We start from the raw sequence: 16,249 nt of genomic DNA on the forward strand, positions 1-16,249 counted from the left end.
GCGCGATACCCGCTGCGGGTTTCACCCGCCCTACTGATGCCCATCCATCACGCCTGTGGATGCACATGGCCCGGGAATGAAAGTCGGCCAAGACTGCAAGCTCCCACACCCGCGGAGCACAGATCATGAGCACCACCGAGACTGGAGCCGGCATCAGCCGCGAGCGCCTGGAGCAGGCGCTGCAGCACTCCACCTTCGCCCAGCTGCTGGGCGCCGAACTGCTCGATTTCGCGCCGGGCAAGGTCAGCCTGCAGGTGTATAGCCGGCCGGACCTGTGCCAGCACCACGGCTACATGCACGGTGCGGTGGTCGGCTTCATGGTCGACAGCGGTTGTGCCTGGGCCGCGGCGTCGATGGTCGGCGACGTGGTCACCAGCGAGTACAAGCTCAACCTGCTGGCGCCGGCCCTGGGCGAACGCCTGGTGTGCCGCAGCGAGGTGCTCAAGGCCGGCCAGCGCCAGGCGGTGTGCCGGGCCGACGTGTTCGCGGTGAAGGATGGCGCGGAGAAGCTGATCGCCACCGGCCTGGCGACCATCGCCCGGGTGTAACCCTGTAGGAGCGAGCTCTGCTCGCGAAGCTTTCACGCGCTCCGATTCGCGAGCAGAGCTCGCTCCTACTGTCAGGCCGCTGCCGGCGGTTGGTGTTCGCGGCAGATCAGCCCGACTTCCTCGCGCATCAGCGGCTCCTCGGTCAGGCCGCAGAACGGGGCGCCGTCGCGCTGCTGGTGGAAACGGCAAGTGCTGCACAGCCCAAAGCCCGGCACGTCCTGGTTGCGCTGGATCTGCCGCAGCAGGTTGCCGAACAGCGCCTCCAGTTCCACCGCCCGTTCACCCATCTGCGCCAGCGCCGTCACCAGGAAATCCGGCGGCGTGATGGCCTCTACCAACGCCAGCGCCGGCGCGGTCAGGCGCAGATGCACGCTGCGCCGGTCGCGCGGGTCCTGGCTCTTCTCGATCAGGCCCTTGGCCTCCAGCGCCTTGAGCGACTGCGACACCGTGCCCTTGGTCAGCCCCAGGTACTCGGTCACCGCCAGCGGCGTGTTCGAGTAGCGGTTGCAGCGCGCCAGATAGACCAACGCACTGACCTGAATGGGCTGCAGCTCCGCCAGCAGCGGGTGCTGGCGATTCCACACACGCATCAGGCTGGTCAGCCGCTCGAGCAGATCGAAGAGAGTTGTGCCGGTCATATATCACTCCTGTCGAAACATAGTATCGACTAAAAACCATATTGACAAAGAGCGGAACGGGAGTAGCCTTCACGCCAGTATCGAATCGATACCAAATCAATCTGAAGGAGACTCGAAATGACCAACGCACGCTTCTACCACGCCGGCTGCCCCGTTTGCGTCTCGGCCGAACAGACGCTGCTCAACCTGCTGGACCCGGCCATCAAGGTCGAGGTCGTCCATCTCGGCGATCAGAAACAGCGCGTGGCCGAGGCCGAACAGGCCGGCGTCAAATCGGTGCCCGCGCTGGTGGTCGATGGCCAGGTGCTGCACCTGAACTTCGGCGCTTCCATCGACGACCTCAAATAAGGAGCCGACCATGAAAGCCCCCTTCGCTTTCGCGCTCACCGCGCTCCTCGCCAGCCAGGCCTGGGCCCATGGCCCGGGCGGCATCCACAGCGAGAAGACCGCCAAGATCGACGCCGCCTTCGACCTGGTACACACCCGCGTCTTCAAGGACGGCAGCGACCTGGTCTTCGAACAGTTGGTCGACGGCAAAGCCGGTAGCCGCGTGCCGGCCGCCAAGGGCAGCTTCGCCGCCGCCGAGGTGTATAGCTACGTCTGGCCAACCAGCCTGGACGCCGGCAGCGTCGGCTTCGAGCAGGGCTCGGGCATCCTCGCCCTGGCGCTGACCTCGCACCCGGACTTCGATGACACCCCGCAGCTGGATGAAAACCGTGATGGCAAGAAGGACAACGACGGCGGTCTCTGGCACTCGCACTGGGTGGTGCTGACCAAGGACGCCAGCTGCGGTCCTTCCGGCCTCAAGGTGCGCGACATCCCCGAGGGGGCCAAACCCAAGCTGCCTGCCACCTGGCCCGGTGCGCCGATCTACATCGACTCGCCCGGCTATGACCTCAGCGTGAATAACGACGCCGCACGCATCCGTGTACCACTGGCCGCGGTCGGCTTCCCGCAAAGCTTCAACTACGACGGCGTGACCGCCGCCCTGCAGGTCAACGCCGACCTGCACGACCCGCTGCTGTGCGTCTCCAGCGTATGGGACGTGGCCTCCGGCGACCTGTCGCTGCCGGCCACCTGGAAAGAGGAGAAATGACATGAACGTGAAAGTGTTCGACACCCACGTGCGCACGGTCGACGGTGGTTACCTACACTTCGACGTGCTCATCGAAGGCAACGACCAGGACCTGGCCATCCGCTACGCCCGCGAATGGCTCGCCAGCCGCGGCATGGAGGATGCGGACGTATCGCAGAGCCGCTGCCAGTTCTGCCACAGCGAACCGGCCCACCCCGAAGTGGCCGCAGCCATCACCCAGCAGGGCTACTTCATCATCCCGCTACAGGGTTGCTGAGGGTCAGCACGAAAAGTCGCCGAGCGAAGGTCAGGCAAGGCAAAAACAGGCGAAGAAGCGCAGTTTACGACCTGTAAATGAGCATTCTGAGCCTGTTTTAACGCAGCATCACCGAGCGCAGGCACTTTTCGTGCTGAGCCGAGGAGGAACGCCATGAACACGTATCAACCCCTGAACTGCGATCTGCACGACTTCCTGGAGATCGCTTGCATGCACGGCTACCGCCTGCAGGTCGAGCTGGTCGAGGGTCCGAGCTTCGTGGGCAGGGCGCTGGATACGCGCACGGCGCCGAGCAAGGAGGAATTCCTCGTGCTGCAGACCGACGAAGGCAAACAGGAGGTGCGTCTCGACCACCTGCTGGCCATCACCCCGCTCGACCCCGGCGCCAGTTTCGGCCGGGTGGAGCTGGCCGGGATGGTCTGCCCGATCTAATAGACGCGAACTGCAGGCCCACAGGCTTGCAGTTCCTCCCACGAGAAAAGCAGGCAGCTCTATCTATAGGGGTTGAGCTCCGGGTACTGGTGGATAACTGGGAACTCAACTTCGGTAATGGTGAGTCCTATTACCTCTGTTATCTGCCTCCGCAGGGCTTGATGAGCGGCAGTTGGTTCCAAGTTCAGCAGGTAGTTGGCAGCTTGCTCGAGCGCTGACTGGGCGGCCTTCACGTGATGCAAAAACTCAATAGCCTCTTCCTTGTTCACCTTAAGCCTCCAATGAAAGTCAACTTGCACAAGTCCCCAAGATAGCCAGCGACCGACGCACACAGGCGCAGAAAGCTCTCTAACCCATCATCACCGCCGTATTCGTCTGCGCCATCTCGCGCAGGAAGTTCCAGGTGGCCTGCATCCGTGCGATGCCCTTGAGTTCGGTCGGCATCAGCATCCAGAAGGTACGAATGAACTTCACCTCCTCCCCCAGCACCCGCTGCAGGCGTGGATCGGCGTCGGCGGCGAAGGACGGCAGGATGGCGATGCCGGCACCAGCGGCAGCGGCCTGCTGCTGGATAAGGATGCTGGTGCTGCGCAGCGGCACATGGTTGGGCTTGCCGAGTTCGTCCAGGTAGAGCAGCTCCTTGCTGTACAGGAGATCGTCGATGTAGCTGACGAAGCCGTGCTCGCGCAGGTCTTCGCGGCTGTGGATCGGCGCGTGCCGGGCCAGGTAGTCCGGCGAGGCGTACAGGCGCAGGCAGTAGTCGGTCAGCTTGGTGATGATGAACGGGCCGCGCTCGGGCCGGTCCAGGGTGATGACGATGTCCGCCTCGCGGCGCGACAGCTGCAGCATGCGCGGCGCCGCCAGCAGGTCGATACCCAGGTTGGGATGGCGATGGATCAGCTCGGCCAGCTGCGGCGCCAGCATCATCGCGCCATAGCCCTCGGTGACGCCGATGCGCACCAGGCCGGACAGGCCTTCCTTGGGCGTTTGCCGCGCCCGCTCGATGCCGCTGAAGGCGCTTTCCATGGTTTCCGCCTGGGGCAGCAGGTTGCGCCCGGCCTCGGTCAGGCTGTAGCCGGCAGCGCTGCGCAGGAACAGCTGGGTTTCCAGGCTCTTCTCCAGTGCCTGGATGCGCCGCGCCACCGTGGTGTGGTCGACGCCCAGGCGGCGGGCGGCCACGGTCAGCTTGCCGCCGCGGGACAGTTCGAGGAAATAGCGCAGGTTGTCCCAGTCCAAGACAAGGCCCTCTTGTGCAAAAACGCAGAATACACTTGCAAATTACCCCGTTGCCACTGGCAAAAATGCACTGCTAGCATCGACTGCAACAGGCTCGCCGAGCCCTTTCCGCACTTGGCAGGAACGCACGATGACAACCCCAGCAAGCGCAGTCCCCACGATCAAACTGCTGATCGGCGGCGAATTCGTCGAATCCAAGACCAGCCAGTGGCGCGACGTGGTCAACCCGGCCACCCAGCAAGTGTTGGTCCGCGTGCCCTTCGCCACGCCCGAGGAGATGAACGCAGCCATCGCCGCCGCCAAGGGCGCCTTCAAGACCTGGCGCAAGACGCCGATCGGCGCCCGCGCGCGGATCTTCCTCAAGTACCAGCAGCTGATCCGCGACAACATCAAGGAGCTGGCCGCCATCCTCACCGCCGAGCAGGGCAAGACCCTGGCCGACGCCGAGGGCGACGTGTTCCGCGGTCTGGAAGTGGTGGAGCACGCCGCCAACATCGGCAACCTGCAGATGGGCGAGCTGGCCAACAACGTGGCCGCCGGCGTCGACACCTACACCCTGCAGCAGCCGCTGGGCGTGTGCGCCGGCATCACCCCGTTCAACTTCCCGGCGATGATCCCGCTGTGGATGTTCCCCATGGCCATCGCCTGCGGCAACACCTTCGTCCTCAAGCCGTCCGAGCAGGACCCGATGGTGACCATGCGCCTGGTCGAGCTGGCCATCGAGGCCGGCATCCCGGCTGGCGTGCTCAATGTGATCCACGGCGGCGCCGATGCGGTGAACCTGCTCTGTGATCACCCGGATATCAAGGCCGTGTCCTTCGTCGGCTCGACCAAGGTCGGCACCCACGTCTACAACCGCGCCACCGCCAACGGCAAGCGCGCGCAGTGCATGATGGGCGCGAAGAACCATGCCATCGTCATGCCCGACGCACCGCGCCAGCAGACCCTCAACAACCTGGTCGGCGCTGCCTTCGGCGCCGCCGGCCAGCGCTGCATGGCCCTGTCGGTGGTGATCCTGGTCGGCGAGGCGCAGCAGTGGCTGCCCGAGCTGGTGGAAAAGGCCAAGACCCTGAAGATCGGCGCCGGTGCCGAGCCGGGTACCGACGTCGGTCCGGTGGTCTCCTGCGCCGCCCTCGACCGCGTCGGCGGGCTGATCGCCAAGGGGGTCGGCGAAGGCGCCAAGCTCGAACTGGACGGGCGCAACCCGCAGGTGCCGGGCTATGAGAACGGCAACTTCGTCGGCCCGACCATCTTCTCCGGCGTCACCGCGGCGATGAGCGTGTACCAGGAAGAAATCTTCGGCCCGGCGCTGTGCGTGATGCACGCCGCGACCCTGGACGAGGCCATCGAGATCATCAACGCCAACCCGAACGGCAACGGCACCGCGATCTTCACCCGCTCGGGCGCCGCCGCCCGGCACTTCCAGGAAGAGATCGACGTTGGCCAGGTCGGCATCAACGTGCCGATTCCGGTGCCGGTGCCGCTGTTCTCCTTCAGCGGCTCGCGCGGCTCCAAGCTCGGCGACCTGGGCCCCTACGGCAAGCAGGTGGTGCTGTTCTACACCCAGACCAAGACCGTCACCCAGCGCTGGCTGGACGAGGACGAAGTCGGCCAGGTCAACACCACCATCACCCTGAAGTGATGGCGCGGGCGGGGAGCAACAGCTGCCCCGCACCGCTCCGCAACCGCGCGAGGAGCCGCAATGGATTTCGAACTCGACGACGAACAACGCCTGCTGGTCGACAGCGCCCGCGCCTTCGCCGCACGGGAACTGGCACCGCATGCCGCCGACTGGGACCGCGAGCACCACTTCCCAGTAGAAGTGATCCGCCCCGCCGCCGAGCAGGGCTACCTGGCCCTGTATCTGAAGGAAGAAGACGGTGGCCTCGGCCTGTCGCGCCTGAGCAGCTCGCTGATCTTCGAACAGCTGGCCGCCGGCTGCGTGGCCACCACCGCCTACATGACCATCCACAACATGGCCACCTGGATGCTGGCGAGCTTCGCCGATGAGGCCCTCAAGGCGCAGTACCTGCCGGGACTGACCAGTGGCGAGCTGCTGGCCTCCTACTGCCTGACCGAACCGGACGCCGGCTCGGACGCCGCCCATCTACGCAGCCGCGCCCGCCGCGATGGCGACGACTACTTGTTGGACGGCAGCAAGTGCTTTATCTCCGGCGCCGGCAGCACCGATGTACTGATCGTCATGGCGCGCACCGGCGAGGACGGCGCCAAGGGCATCTCCTGCTTCCTGGTACCGGCCAATGCCGAAGGCGTGAAGTACGGCCGCAACGAGGACAAGATGGGCTGGAAGGCCCAGCCGACCCGCACCATCACCTTCGAGGGCGTGCGCATCCCGGCCGGCAACCGCATCGGTCCCGAGGGCCAAGGCTTCGTCTACGCCATGAAGGGCCTGGACGGTGGCCGCCTGAACATCGCTAGTTGCTCGCTCGGCGCGGCCCAGGCGGCGCTGGAGCAGAGCCTGCGCTACGTGGAGGAACGCAAGCAGTTCGGCAAGGCCCTGGCCGAGTTCCAGGCCCTGCAGTTCAAGCTGGCCGATATGCTCACCGACCTGACCGCCAGCCGGCAGATGGTGCGCCTGGCCGCCCACAAGCTCGACCACGGCCACGCCGAAGCCGCGCTGTACTGCGCCATGGCCAAGCGCTTCGCCACCGACCACTGCTTCGCCCTGTGCAACGATGCGCTGCAACTACATGGTGGCTACGGTTATCTCAACGACTATCCGCTGGAGCGCTGGGTGCGCGACAGCCGCGTACACCAGATACTGGAAGGCACCAACGAGATCATGCGGGTGATCGTCGCCCGCCGCCTGCTGGACCAGGGCGGCATGCTCGATCGCCTGCTGTAGCTTTTAGTCCCCTCTCCCCCCCGGGAGAGGGTTAGGGTGAGGGGCTGGCGGGTGACTCGGAGTCGCCTTGTACACCCTCACCCCCCCGCCCCTCTCCCATGGGGAGAGGGGAGCAATCTGACGAGGACCGTTATGACCACCGCCATCGAACCCTACAACCCCGGCATGTTCGACCTGACCCACAAGCTGACGGTGGAGAAGCACGGCCACACCGCGCTGATCACCATCAACCACCCGCCGGCCAATACCTGGGACCGCGACTCGCTGATCGGCCTCAAGCAGGTGGTCGAGCACCTCAATCGCGACGACGATATCTACGCCCTGGTGGTGACCGGCCAGGGCAGCAAGTTCTTCAGCGCCGGCGCCGACCTCAACCTGTTCGCCGACGGCGACAAGGCCCGCGCCCGCGAGATGGCGCGGCGCTTCGGCGAGGCCTTCGAGACCCTGCGCGACTTCCGTGGCGTGTCCATCGCCGCGATCAACGGCTACGCCATGGGTGGCGGCCTGGAATGCGCCCTGGCCTGCGATATCCGTATCGCCGAGCGCCAGTCGCAACTGGCCCTGCCGGAGGCCACCGTCGGCCTGCTGCCCTGCGCCGGCGGCACGCAGAACCTGCCCTGGCTGGTGGGCGAAGGCTGGGCCAAGCGGATGATCCTCTGCGGCGAGCGTATCGACGCCGAAACCGCCCTGCGCATCGGCCTCATCGAGCAGGTGGTGGACAGCGGCGAAGCCCGCGGCACTGCCCTGCTGCTGGCAGCCAAGGTGGCGCGGCAAAGCCCGGTGGCCGTGCGCACCATCAAGCCGCTGATCCAGGGCGCCCGCGAGCGCGGCCCGAATGGCTGGCTGAGCGAGGAGCGCGAGCGCTTCGTCGACCTGTTCGATGCCGACGACACCCGCGAGGGCGTCAACGCCTTCCTGGAAAAACGCGACGCCCACTGGCGCAACAAGTAGAACCGTAGGAGCGAGCTCTGCTCGCGAACAGTACGTGGCGCCTGATTCGCGAGCAGAGCTCGCTCCTACAAAAACAGCAGGTCTATAGCTCAATGAACATGCACTTCGAAGAACGCCCCGCCCTGCACGGCTTCCGCATCGCTATCGCCAGCCTGGACGCGGAGAAGAGCCTCAACGCCCTGACCCTGCCGATGATCGAGGCGCTGGACGCCAAGCTGCAGCAGTGGGCCGAGGATGACGGCATCGCCTGCGTGCTGCTGCGCGGCAACGGCCCCAAAGCCTTCTGCGCCGGTGGCGACGTGGTGCAGCTGGTGCAGCAGTGCCGCGAGCACCCCGGCGAAATTCCTCCGCTGGCGCGGCACTTCTTCGCCGACGAATACCGTCTCGACCACCGCATCCACACCTACCCGAAACCGCTGATCTGCTGGGCCCACGGCCATGTGCTGGGCGGCGGCATGGGCCTGATGCAGGGCGCGGCCATCCGTATCGTCACCCCGAGCAGCCGCCTGGGCATGCCGGAGATCAATATCGGCCTGTATCCCGACGTGGGCGGCAGCTGGTTCCTCGCCCGCCTGCCGGGCAAGCTCGGCCTGTTCCTCGGCCTCACCGCGGCCAGCATCAATGCCCGCGACGCCCTGGACCTGGACCTGGCCGACCGCTTCCTGCGCGACGACCAGCAGGACGTGCTGATCGAGGGCCTGGTGCAGATGAACTGGCGCGAGCAGGCTCCCGAACAGCTCAACAGCCTGCTGCGCGCCCTGGAGCAGGAGTCACGCGCGGACCTGCCAGAGCCCCAGTGGCTGCCACGCCGCGCACGCATCGACGCCCTGCTCGACCTGGCCGACCTGCCCGCCGCCTGGCACGCCATCACCGCCCTGCATGGCGACGACGACCTGCCCCTGGCCCGCGCCGCCAAGACCCTGGCCGCCGGCTGCCCGCTGACCGCGCACCTGGTCTGGGAGCAGATCCGCCGCGCCCGCCACCTGTCGCTGGCCGAGGTGTTCCGCATGGAATACGCCATGAGCCTGAACTGCTGCCGCCACCCGGAATTCCCGGAAGGTGTGCGCGCCCGCCTGATCGACAAGGACCAGGCACCGAAGTGGCACTGGCCCGACCCGGCCACCATCCCGCAGGCGGTGGTCGCCGCGCACTTCGAACCGGTCTGGGAAGGGGCTCACCCGCTGGCGGATCTGTAACGCCTGACACTCCCCTCTCCCGTTCACGGGAGAGGGGCCGGGGGAGAGGGTTCCTGTAGGCGACGCCGAGTCGTTCACCAGCCCCTCTCCCTGACCCTCTCCCCCAGGGGAGAGGGAAGGACATCCAAGGCCCGCGCGGCCGCACTTTCACCCGGGAAAGAACAAGGAGAACAACAAGAATGACCCAGATCGCCTTTATCGGCCTCGGCCATATGGGCCTGCCCATGGCCCGCAACCTGCTGAAGAACGGCTTCGCCGTGTGCGCCTTCGACCTGGTGCAGGAGTCGGTCGCCACCCTGGTGCAGGAAGGCGCGCAACCGGCGGCCAGCGCCGCCGATGCGGTGAAGGGTGCCGCCGTGGTGGTCAGCATGCTGCCCGCCAGTCGCCATGTCGAAGGCCTGTACCTGGGCGCCGAGGGCCTGCTGGAAAAGATTGCCCACGGCGCCCTGGTGCTGGAGTGCTCGACCATCGCCCCGGATTCGGCACGCAAGGTGCACAAGGCCGCCGCGGCCAAGGGCATCGCCCTGCTCGATGCGCCGGTGTCCGGCGGCACCGCCGGCGCCGCGGCCGGCACCCTGACCTTCATGGTCGGTGGCGAGGCCGAGCACCTGGAAAAGGCCCGACCGATCCTCGCCGCCATGGGCAAGAACATCTTCCACGCCGGCCCGGACGGCGCCGGCCAGGTGGCCAAGGTATGCAACAACCAGCTGCTCGCCGTGCACATGATCGGCACCGCCGAGGCCATGGCCATGGGCGTGGCCAGCGGCTTGGACCCGGCCGTGCTGGCCGAGATCATGCGGCAGAGCTCGGGCGGCAACTGGAGCCTGGAGAAGTACAACCCCTGGCCAGGCGTGATGGAGAATGTGCCGGCCTCCAAGGGCTACAGCGGCGGCTTTATGGCCGAGCTGATGGCCAAGGATCTGGGCCTGGCCCAGGAGGCGGCGCAGGCCACCGGCAGCAGCACGCCGATGGGCTCGCTGGCGCTGCAGCTGTACCGCCTGCTGCTCAAGCAGGGCGACGGCAAGCTGGACTTCTCGGCGGTGCAGAAGCTCTTCGTCGAGTAGAGCCTGATCGCGTCATAGAAGCGGCCGCGGGCCCTGAGGCCCGCCGCGGTTTTCAGTTGGAGAGGCGCCAGCCACTCGTGCCTTCACCACGCTGGGAGTGGCGATTGCGGTTGCGATCACGGTCATGCTCACGCCCCCGGTCACGCTCGTGGCGACGGTCACGGTCCCTGTCTCGATCACGCGGGTAACCGTCATAGCGCTGCCCACCATGGCGCTGCCAGGATGACTGGTCGCGGCGGTCATGATCGCGGTAGCGCTGGTCCCAGCCATTGCGCGGCGGCTGGTAGCCATGTACCCGCTGGCGATCCCGGTCGCGATGGCCGTCATGCCGGTCGTTGCGGCGCCGGTCGTCGTGCCACTGGTAACGGCCGTCATACCCCGGCGCGTAGTGCGAATGGCGGCGGTCCTGATAGCGGTCGCGATGCCAGCGGTAGTTGTTGCGGTCGTCGTCGTAGTAATAGACGCGGCGGGATGGGTAGCTTTCGTAGTACTGCACGTTGTAGCCGGGACGGTAGTGATCGTCGCCGTATACGGCACAACCGCTAAGGCTCAGAGCGAGAACTGCAAGGACATGGAAGAGACGGGACATGGCGGCCTCCTTCGACCGCTGGGAAGGAGCCGGCGATTGCCGGCGTCCGGGACTGCTCCCACTGGCTTTGATCGCGGCGCCTGAACGAAGTGCAGCGGTGGCCGTTCCCGAAAGTTGTATCTGCGCATTTCGCACCGCCTGGAAACACGGCGCACCAGCATGGCGCACCCAGCGATGATCCTGCTCTGCCGGCCTGCGACTCTCATCACGAAACGCTCTAAATAGAGCGATCTGGCACGCCATTCGCTATTAACCTGCGCGCAGGATGTACCGGTCCGCTAGGGCCTGCAGTTGGACAAGCAAAATGGTCGACTAGGGTTCCGGCTCGCCGCAGGCGGGTGACTGGTCCGAGAGTGGGCAACCTCGTTCGAGGTCACACGGAGGGACAAAAGCCCGGGAGAAATGCGCGACGCGGCCTCTGCCATCCTGTCTTCGTCCATTGTCCCGAGGTTGTCATGCTGACTCGCCTGCTGTCCTGTTCGCTGCTCGTTCTGCTGCTCCTGCAGCCCGCCCACGCCGCTCCCGAGAAACGCCCGTTCAAGGTCTGCTGGTCGATCTACGCCGGCTGGATGCTGTGGGGCTACATGGCCGAGCAAGGCATCATCGACAAGTGGGCGGACAAGTACGGCATCGAGATCCAGGTCCAGCAGGTGCCGGACTACGTCGCCTCCATCGAGCAGTACACCGCCAACCAGTTCGACGCCTGCGCCATGACCAACATGGACGCCCTGACCATTCCCGCCGCCGCCGGGCTGGACAGCACCGCACTGATCGTCGGCGACTTCTCCGCCGGTGCCGACGGCATTCTGCTGCGCGGCGGCAGCAAGGACCTGAAGGACCTCAAGGGCAAGACCATCCTGCTGGTGGAGAACTCGGTCTCCCATTACCTGCTCAGCCGCGCCCTGGAATGGGCGCACCTGCAGCCCTCCGACGTGACCATCGAGAACGTCTCGGACACCGAGCTGGCCCAGGCATGGCGCAGCGGCCGGGGCGACGCGGTGGTGACCTGGAATCCGATTCTCTCCGACCTGCGCCAGGACGGCGACAGCGTGCAGGTATTCAGCTCGCGCCACGTACCCGGCGAGATCCTCGACCTGCTGGTGATCAACAGCCAGACCCTGAACCAACATCCCGAACTGGGCCGCGCCCTGACCGGCGCCTGGTTCGAGGGCATGCGCCTGATGGGCCTGCCGACCGCTGCCGGTGCGGCGGCACGCGCGCAGATGGCCAGCGCGGCAGACGCTACGCCGGCGGACTTCGACGAGCAGTTGAAGACCATCCGCTCCTTCTACGCACCGCGCTCGGCCGCCGCCTTCGCTCGCGGCGAGAAGATGCCCGACATGATGCAGCGCGTGGCCAACTTCGCCGACGCCCAGCAACTGCTCGGCGAGGGCAAGGGCCTGCAACGCCTGGGTATCTCCTTCGGCGACGACCGCGTGCTGGGCAACAAGGCGCAGATCATGCTGCGCTTCAACCCGACCTACATGCAGCTGGCGGCCGACAACCAGCTGTAGAAGCACCAACAGCGAACATCGCGCACCGCTTTCGTGCGCGAGGTTCGCCGTTATCACACCGTACTCCAACCCGCACCCCAGCAAATCCGCGGCACGGCGCAACTGGCACGATGTTCGCTTGAGCCCAGGCATGCAGAAGCACTCCGCAAGGGGCGCGGCACTACAACTTGCAATGGCCGACTAGGGTTCCGGCCCGTCCACCACGACGGGCGGCTGGTCCGAGAGTTGGCGACCTCGACAGGGGTTACACGGCGGGACAAAAGCCCGGGAGAACGCGCCACCTGATCCGTCAGGCCAGTGCCGCGCCGCTCCTGCCCGCATCCCTAGAACTGGAGGTCTACCCATGCGCAAGTCCCTGCTGTCCTCGCTGATCGCCGCCGGCCTCGCTGCCGCCCTGAGCATCCCCGCTCACGCCGAGAAGAAAGACCAATTCAACGTCTGCTGGACCATCTACGCAGGCTGGATGCCATGGGAATACGGCGCTGCCCAGGGCATCGTCGACAAGTGGGCGAAGAAGTACGACATCGCCATCGAAGTGACCCAACTCAACGACTACGTCGAGTCGATCAACCAGTACACCGCCGGCCAGTTCGACGGCTGCACCATGACCAATATGGACGCCCTCACTATTCCGGCAGCCGGTGGCGTGGACAGCACCGCGCTGGTGATCGGCGACTTCTCCAACGGCAACGACGGCATCGTGCTCAAAGGCGAGAAGAAGACCCTGGGCGACCTCAAGGGCCTGGACGTCAACCTGGTCGAACTCTCCGTCTCCCACTACCTACTCGCCCGCGGCCTGGAAAAGGCCGACCTGAGCGAGAAGGACCTGAAGGTCGTCAACACCTCCGACGCCGACATGGTCGCCGCCTTCGCCACCGACGACGTCAAGGCCGTGGCCACCTGGAACCCGCTGCTAGCCGAGATCGAAGCCACCCCGGCGGTCACCAAGGTGTTCGACTCCAGCCAGATCCCCGGCGAGATCATCGACCTGATGGTGGTCAACAGCGAGACGCTGAAGGACAACCCGGCCCTGGGCAAAGCCCTGACCGGCGCCTGGTACGAAATCATGGCGACCATGAGCGCCGATTCGGCCGCAGGCAAAGCTGCCCGCGAACATATGGCCAAGGCTTCCGGCACCGATCTAGCCGGCTACGAAGCACAACTGGCGGCGACCAAGATGTTCTACAGCGCCAAGGATGCCGTGGCCTTCGCCAACAGCCCGAAACTGCCGGCAACCATGAGCAAGGTGGCCGAGTTCTCCTTCAGCCACGGCCTGCTCGGCGAGGGTGCGCAAAGCGCCGACGCCATCGGCATGAGCTTCGCCCGCGACGTGGTCACCGGCGACAAGGGCAACGTCAAGCTGCGCTTCGACCCGTCGTTCATGCAGATGGCGGCTGACGGCAAGCTGTGATGCCTGGCCCCCTCTCCCCTTGGGAGAGGGCTGGGGTGAGGGAAAGCCCGCGCGGTGCCTAGCACCCTCACCCCTGGCCCCTCTCCCAAAGGGAGAGGGGAATGTGAACGTCCGAGGAACACCATGCGCCTGATCAACCGACATCCGGACCGCGGCGGCCGCCTGCTGCTGATCCTGCTGCCGTTCGCCCTGCTGCTGTTCGCCTATCTCACGGGCTCGGCGGCGCGGCTGACGGAGAACCCCAACGACAAGCTGTTGCCCAGCGCCGGCCAGATGGTCAGCGCGATCGACCGCCTGGCCTTCACCGAGGACAAGCGCAGCGGCAACTACCTGTTCTGGCAGGACAGCGCGTCGAGCCTCAAGCGTCTCGGCATGGGCATCGGCATCGCCGCGCTGGCCGGCCTGTGCCTGGGTATCATGGCAGGCATCCTGCCGCTGTTCCGCGCACCGCTGTCGCCGCTGCTGACCGTGCTGTCGATGGTGCCGCCGCTGTCGATCCTGCCGATCCTGTTTATCGTCTTCGGGCTCGGCGAGCTGTCCAAGGTGATGCTGATCGTTATCGGCATTACCCCCGTGTTAGCGCGTGATCTGGAGCAGCGTGCCCGCGAGATTCCTACAGAAATCCTGATCAAGGCGCAGACCCTCGGCGCCAGCACCTGGACCCTGATCCTGCGCGTGGTGCTGCCACAACTGCTGCCGCGCCTGCTGATCGCCCTGCGCCTGGTGCTGGGTTCGGCCTGGCTGTTCCTCATCGCCGCCGAGGCCATCGCATCCACCGACGGCCTCGGCTACCGCATCTTCCTCGTGCGTCGCTATATGGCGATGGATGTGATCCTGCCGTACGTGGTGTGGATCACCCTGCTCGCCTGGTTGATGGACCTGGGCCTGCGCCAGCTCACCCGCCTGTGCTTCCCCTGGTATGAGGGAGCGAAGGCATGAGCGCCTTTATCGAAGTCAAGAACGTGTGGCAGGAGTACGGCGACCAGGTCGTGCTGGAACGCCTGAACCTGAGCATCAACGAAGGCGAGTTCTGCACGCTGGTCGGCGCCTCCGGCTGCGGCAAGTCGACCTTTCTGCGCCTGCTGCTGGGGCAGGAGCGCGCCAGCCGTGGCGAGATCCTGCTCGGTGGTCAGCCACTGGCCGGCGAGCCGGATAGCAGCCGTGGCGTGGTGTTCCAGCGCTACTCGGTGTTCCCGCACCTCTCCGTGCTGGACAACGTCGCCATCGGCCTGGAGCTGCCACGCTCGCCGCTGCTCGGCCGCCTGTTCGGCGCCGCCAAGCGCGACGCCCGTGCCCAGGCCGAAGTGATCCTCAAGAAAGTCGGCCTCGGCCATGCCCTGGACAAGTACCCCAGCCAGCTCTCCGGCGGCATGCAGCAACGCCTGGCCATCGCCCAGGCGCTGATCATGAAGCCGCGCGTGCTGCTGCTCGACGAGCCTTTCGGCGCCCTCGACCCGGGCATCCGCAAGGACATGCACGCCCTGCTGCTGGAGCTGTGGCACGAGACCAGGCTGACCGTGTTCATGGTCACTCACGACCTGAGCGAGGGCTTCAGCCTCGGCACCCGCCTGCTGGTGTTCGACAAGACCCGCATCGACCCGCACGCGCCGAACGCCTTCGGCGCGCGCATCACCTACGACATTCCGCTGAACAGCGAACGCCGCGCGACTCTGCCGGCGCATCTCGCCGTGAGCCTGCAACCTGCTATCCAAGGAGCCTGAGCATGACTGCCTCTCTCGCCCTGCGCCCGACCCTGTACGAAGAGTTCGTACCCGGCGGCGGCCACACTTCCTTCGTCCTCAAGCGCGGCCAGGTGCTGCGCATCACCGATCTCGAAGGCGACGCCAATGTCAGCCTGCTGCTGCTCTCTGCCGCCGAGAAAAGCGAGCGCCTGAACCTGCCCGATACCCTCAAGTGCCAGCACACCGCCAAGCTCACCGCCGGCCATTGCCTGTACTCGGACATGGGCCGCGTGCTCGCCGCCATCACCGCCGACACCTGTGGCTGGCACGACAGCTTCGGCGGCGTGCTGAACGCCGAGGAAGTCAGCGAGAAGTACGGCGCCGGGCGCTACCAGGAACTGCGCAACGGCTACTTCCGCAACGGCGTGGACAACCTGCTGGTGGAAATGGGCAAGTGGAACCTCAACCTGCAGGACCTGCTGATGGCGCTCAACCTGTTCAGCAAGGTGACGGTCGATGGCGACGGCCGCTTCCACTTCCAGCCGCGCAACTCCAAGGCCGGCGACTACATCGAGCTGTACGCGCCGATGGACTGCCTCGTGGTGCTCACCGCCCTGCAGCACCCGCTGGACCCCAACCCGCAGTACGCGCCCAAGCCGGTGCAACTGAGCTGGAGCCGCGTCGAGAGCGACGGCATCAGCGTGCTCTGCCGCACCTCGCGCCCGGAAAACGGCCGCGGCTTCCACAACACCGAACGCCTGTATATCTGA

Annotated in this window: 19 protein-coding genes and 2 riboswitches; of the genes, 15 read left to right on the forward strand and 4 right to left on the reverse strand. The window is 66.1% G+C overall.

Annotation, left to right across the window (positions count from 1 at the left end; genetic code table 11):
* Positions 1-125 precede the first annotated feature (125 nt).
* Positions 126-548, forward strand: coding sequence for a PaaI family thioesterase (locus N7607_RS00660; protein WP_279864887.1), 423 nt, complete (start codon positions 126-128; stop codon positions 546-548).
* Positions 549-619: 71 nt separating this feature from the next.
* On the opposite strand, the gene N7607_RS00665 is transcribed toward N7607_RS00660, so the two are convergent.
* Entirely contained in the window at positions 620-1,186 is a 567-nt protein-coding gene (locus N7607_RS00665) for a MarR family winged helix-turn-helix transcriptional regulator (RefSeq protein WP_279864886.1), read from the reverse strand.
* A gap of 117 nt (positions 1,187-1,303) precedes the next feature.
* Here N7607_RS00665 and N7607_RS00670 point away from each other — a divergent pair, with 117 nt between their 5' ends.
* From N7607_RS00670 to N7607_RS00685, 4 genes are all read left to right on the forward strand, one after another.
* Positions 1,304-1,534: a glutaredoxin domain-containing protein gene (locus tag N7607_RS00670; RefSeq protein WP_279864884.1), complete on the forward strand. Its 231-nt coding sequence runs from the start codon at positions 1,304-1,306 to the stop codon at positions 1,532-1,534.
* Between the two features lie 10 nt (positions 1,535-1,544).
* A complete protein-coding gene (locus N7607_RS00675; protein ID WP_279864883.1) occupies positions 1,545-2,282 on the forward strand; it encodes a hypothetical protein in 738 nt (245 codons plus the stop codon).
* Position 2,283: 1 nt separating this feature from the next.
* Positions 2,284-2,538 carry a DUF2024 family protein gene (locus tag N7607_RS00680; protein WP_279864882.1) on the forward strand — a complete coding sequence of 85 codons (255 nt, stop codon included), beginning with the start codon at positions 2,284-2,286 and terminating at the stop codon, positions 2,536-2,538.
* A 153-nt stretch (positions 2,539-2,691) separates the two neighbouring features.
* The gene (locus N7607_RS00685) at positions 2,692-2,970 is read left to right on the forward strand and encodes a Rho-binding antiterminator (RefSeq protein ID WP_279864881.1); all 279 of its coding nucleotides are present in this window, start codon (positions 2,692-2,694) and stop codon (positions 2,968-2,970) included.
* Positions 2,971-3,029: 59 nt separating this feature from the next.
* Here N7607_RS00685 and N7607_RS00690 read toward each other — a convergent pair whose 3' ends face one another.
* Together N7607_RS00690 and N7607_RS00695 are read right to left on the reverse strand one after the other, a co-directional pair.
* Positions 3,030-3,239 (reverse strand): hypothetical protein, encoded by a 210-nt coding sequence (locus N7607_RS00690; RefSeq protein WP_279864880.1) that lies wholly within the window; start codon positions 3,237-3,239, stop codon positions 3,030-3,032.
* A gap of 79 nt (positions 3,240-3,318) precedes the next feature.
* The gene (locus tag N7607_RS00695; protein WP_279864879.1) at positions 3,319-4,206 is read right to left on the reverse strand and encodes a LysR family transcriptional regulator; all 888 of its coding nucleotides are present in this window, start codon (positions 4,204-4,206) and stop codon (positions 3,319-3,321) included.
* Between the two features lie 130 nt (positions 4,207-4,336).
* Here N7607_RS00695 and N7607_RS00700 point away from each other — a divergent pair, with 130 nt between their 5' ends.
* From N7607_RS00700 to mmsB, 5 genes are all read left to right on the forward strand, one after another.
* Positions 4,337-5,848, forward strand: coding sequence for a CoA-acylating methylmalonate-semialdehyde dehydrogenase (locus N7607_RS00700; RefSeq protein WP_279864878.1), 1,512 nt, complete (start codon positions 4,337-4,339; stop codon positions 5,846-5,848).
* Between the two features lie 60 nt (positions 5,849-5,908).
* Positions 5,909-7,072, forward strand: coding sequence for an acyl-CoA dehydrogenase family protein (locus N7607_RS00705; RefSeq protein WP_279864877.1), 1,164 nt, complete (start codon positions 5,909-5,911; stop codon positions 7,070-7,072).
* Between the two features lie 132 nt (positions 7,073-7,204).
* Entirely contained in the window at positions 7,205-8,023 is an 819-nt protein-coding gene (locus tag N7607_RS00710) for an enoyl-CoA hydratase (protein ID WP_279864876.1), read from the forward strand.
* A gap of 92 nt (positions 8,024-8,115) precedes the next feature.
* On the forward strand, positions 8,116-9,219 hold the full coding sequence (locus N7607_RS00715) for an enoyl-CoA hydratase/isomerase family protein (RefSeq protein WP_279864875.1): 1,104 nt from the start codon (positions 8,116-8,118) through the stop codon (positions 9,217-9,219).
* A 179-nt stretch (positions 9,220-9,398) separates the two neighbouring features.
* The gene (gene mmsB / locus N7607_RS00720) at positions 9,399-10,283 is read left to right on the forward strand and encodes a 3-hydroxyisobutyrate dehydrogenase (protein WP_279864874.1); all 885 of its coding nucleotides are present in this window, start codon (positions 9,399-9,401) and stop codon (positions 10,281-10,283) included.
* 52 nt (positions 10,284-10,335) lie between these two features.
* Here mmsB and N7607_RS00725 read toward each other — a convergent pair whose 3' ends face one another.
* On the reverse strand, positions 10,336-10,872 hold the full coding sequence (locus N7607_RS00725; RefSeq protein WP_279864873.1) for a hypothetical protein: 537 nt from the start codon (positions 10,870-10,872) through the stop codon (positions 10,336-10,338).
* A 301-nt stretch (positions 10,873-11,173) separates the two neighbouring features.
* Positions 11,174-11,274, forward strand: a riboswitch (guanidine-I (ykkC/yxkD leader).
* Between the two features lie 53 nt (positions 11,275-11,327).
* On the opposite strand from N7607_RS00725, the gene N7607_RS00730 reads away from it, so the two are divergent.
* The 5 genes from N7607_RS00730 (at position 11,328) to N7607_RS00750 (ending at position 16,249) form a co-directional block, all read left to right on the forward strand.
* Positions 11,328-12,386, forward strand: a complete 1,059-nt coding sequence (locus N7607_RS00730; RefSeq protein WP_279864872.1) for a putative urea ABC transporter substrate-binding protein — start codon at positions 11,328-11,330, stop codon at positions 12,384-12,386.
* 169 nt (positions 12,387-12,555) lie between these two features.
* Positions 12,556-12,659: riboswitch (guanidine-I (ykkC/yxkD leader) on the forward strand.
* A gap of 70 nt (positions 12,660-12,729) precedes the next feature.
* A complete protein-coding gene (locus N7607_RS00735; protein ID WP_279864871.1) occupies positions 12,730-13,797 on the forward strand; it encodes a putative urea ABC transporter substrate-binding protein in 1,068 nt (355 codons plus the stop codon).
* 123 nt (positions 13,798-13,920) lie between these two features.
* A complete protein-coding gene (locus N7607_RS00740) occupies positions 13,921-14,736 on the forward strand; it encodes an ABC transporter permease (RefSeq protein ID WP_279864870.1) in 816 nt (271 codons plus the stop codon).
* Positions 14,733-15,518 carry an ABC transporter ATP-binding protein gene (locus N7607_RS00745; RefSeq protein WP_279864869.1) on the forward strand — a complete coding sequence of 262 codons (786 nt, stop codon included), beginning with the start codon at positions 14,733-14,735 and terminating at the stop codon, positions 15,516-15,518. The genes N7607_RS00740 and N7607_RS00745 overlap by 4 nt, the downstream gene beginning before the upstream one ends.
* Positions 15,519-15,520: 2 nt before the next feature.
* Positions 15,521-16,249 (forward strand): urea amidolyase associated protein UAAP1, encoded by a 729-nt coding sequence (locus tag N7607_RS00750; protein ID WP_279864868.1) that lies wholly within the window; start codon positions 15,521-15,523, stop codon positions 16,247-16,249.

The sequence above is a fragment of the Pseudomonas sp. GD04019 genome (assembly GCF_029837695.1).
In the GTDB taxonomy this organism is placed as follows: Bacteria; Pseudomonadota; Gammaproteobacteria; order Pseudomonadales; family Pseudomonadaceae; genus Aquipseudomonas.

Bases quoted from the DNA above. Each gene is read 5' to 3' on its own strand.
- N7607_RS00675 (WP_279864883.1), top strand. From the start codon at position 1,545: ATGAAAGCCCCCTTCGCTTTCGCGCTCACCGCGCTCCTCGCCAGCCAG.
- N7607_RS00700 (WP_279864878.1), top strand. From the start codon at position 4,337: ATGACAACCCCAGCAAGCGCAGTCCCCACGATCAAACTGCTGATCGGC.
- N7607_RS00715 (WP_279864875.1), top strand. From the start codon at position 8,116: ATGAACATGCACTTCGAAGAACGCCCCGCCCTGCACGGCTTCCGCATC.
- N7607_RS00735 (WP_279864871.1), top strand. From the start codon at position 12,730: ATGCGCAAGTCCCTGCTGTCCTCGCTGATCGCCGCCGGCCTCGCTGCC.
- N7607_RS00740 (WP_279864870.1), top strand. From the start codon at position 13,921: ATGCGCCTGATCAACCGACATCCGGACCGCGGCGGCCGCCTGCTGCTG.
- N7607_RS00750 (WP_279864868.1), top strand. From the start codon at position 15,521: ATGACTGCCTCTCTCGCCCTGCGCCCGACCCTGTACGAAGAGTTCGTA.
- N7607_RS00745 (WP_279864869.1), top strand. From the start codon at position 14,733: ATGAGCGCCTTTATCGAAGTCAAGAACGTGTGGCAGGAGTACGGCGAC.
- N7607_RS00670 (WP_279864884.1), top strand. From the start codon at position 1,304: ATGACCAACGCACGCTTCTACCACGCCGGCTGCCCCGTTTGCGTCTCG.
- N7607_RS00665 (WP_279864886.1), bottom strand. From the start codon at position 1,186: ATGACCGGCACAACTCTCTTCGATCTGCTCGAGCGGCTGACCAGCCTG.
- N7607_RS00730 (WP_279864872.1), top strand. From the start codon at position 11,328: ATGCTGACTCGCCTGCTGTCCTGTTCGCTGCTCGTTCTGCTGCTCCTG.
- N7607_RS00725 (WP_279864873.1), bottom strand. From the start codon at position 10,872: ATGTCCCGTCTCTTCCATGTCCTTGCAGTTCTCGCTCTGAGCCTTAGC.
- N7607_RS00685 (WP_279864881.1), top strand. From the start codon at position 2,692: ATGAACACGTATCAACCCCTGAACTGCGATCTGCACGACTTCCTGGAG.
- N7607_RS00680 (WP_279864882.1), top strand. From the start codon at position 2,284: ATGAACGTGAAAGTGTTCGACACCCACGTGCGCACGGTCGACGGTGGT.
- N7607_RS00660 (WP_279864887.1), top strand. From the start codon at position 126: ATGAGCACCACCGAGACTGGAGCCGGCATCAGCCGCGAGCGCCTGGAG.
- mmsB (WP_279864874.1), top strand. From the start codon at position 9,399: ATGACCCAGATCGCCTTTATCGGCCTCGGCCATATGGGCCTGCCCATG.
- N7607_RS00705 (WP_279864877.1), top strand. From the start codon at position 5,909: ATGGATTTCGAACTCGACGACGAACAACGCCTGCTGGTCGACAGCGCC.
- N7607_RS00710 (WP_279864876.1), top strand. From the start codon at position 7,205: ATGACCACCGCCATCGAACCCTACAACCCCGGCATGTTCGACCTGACC.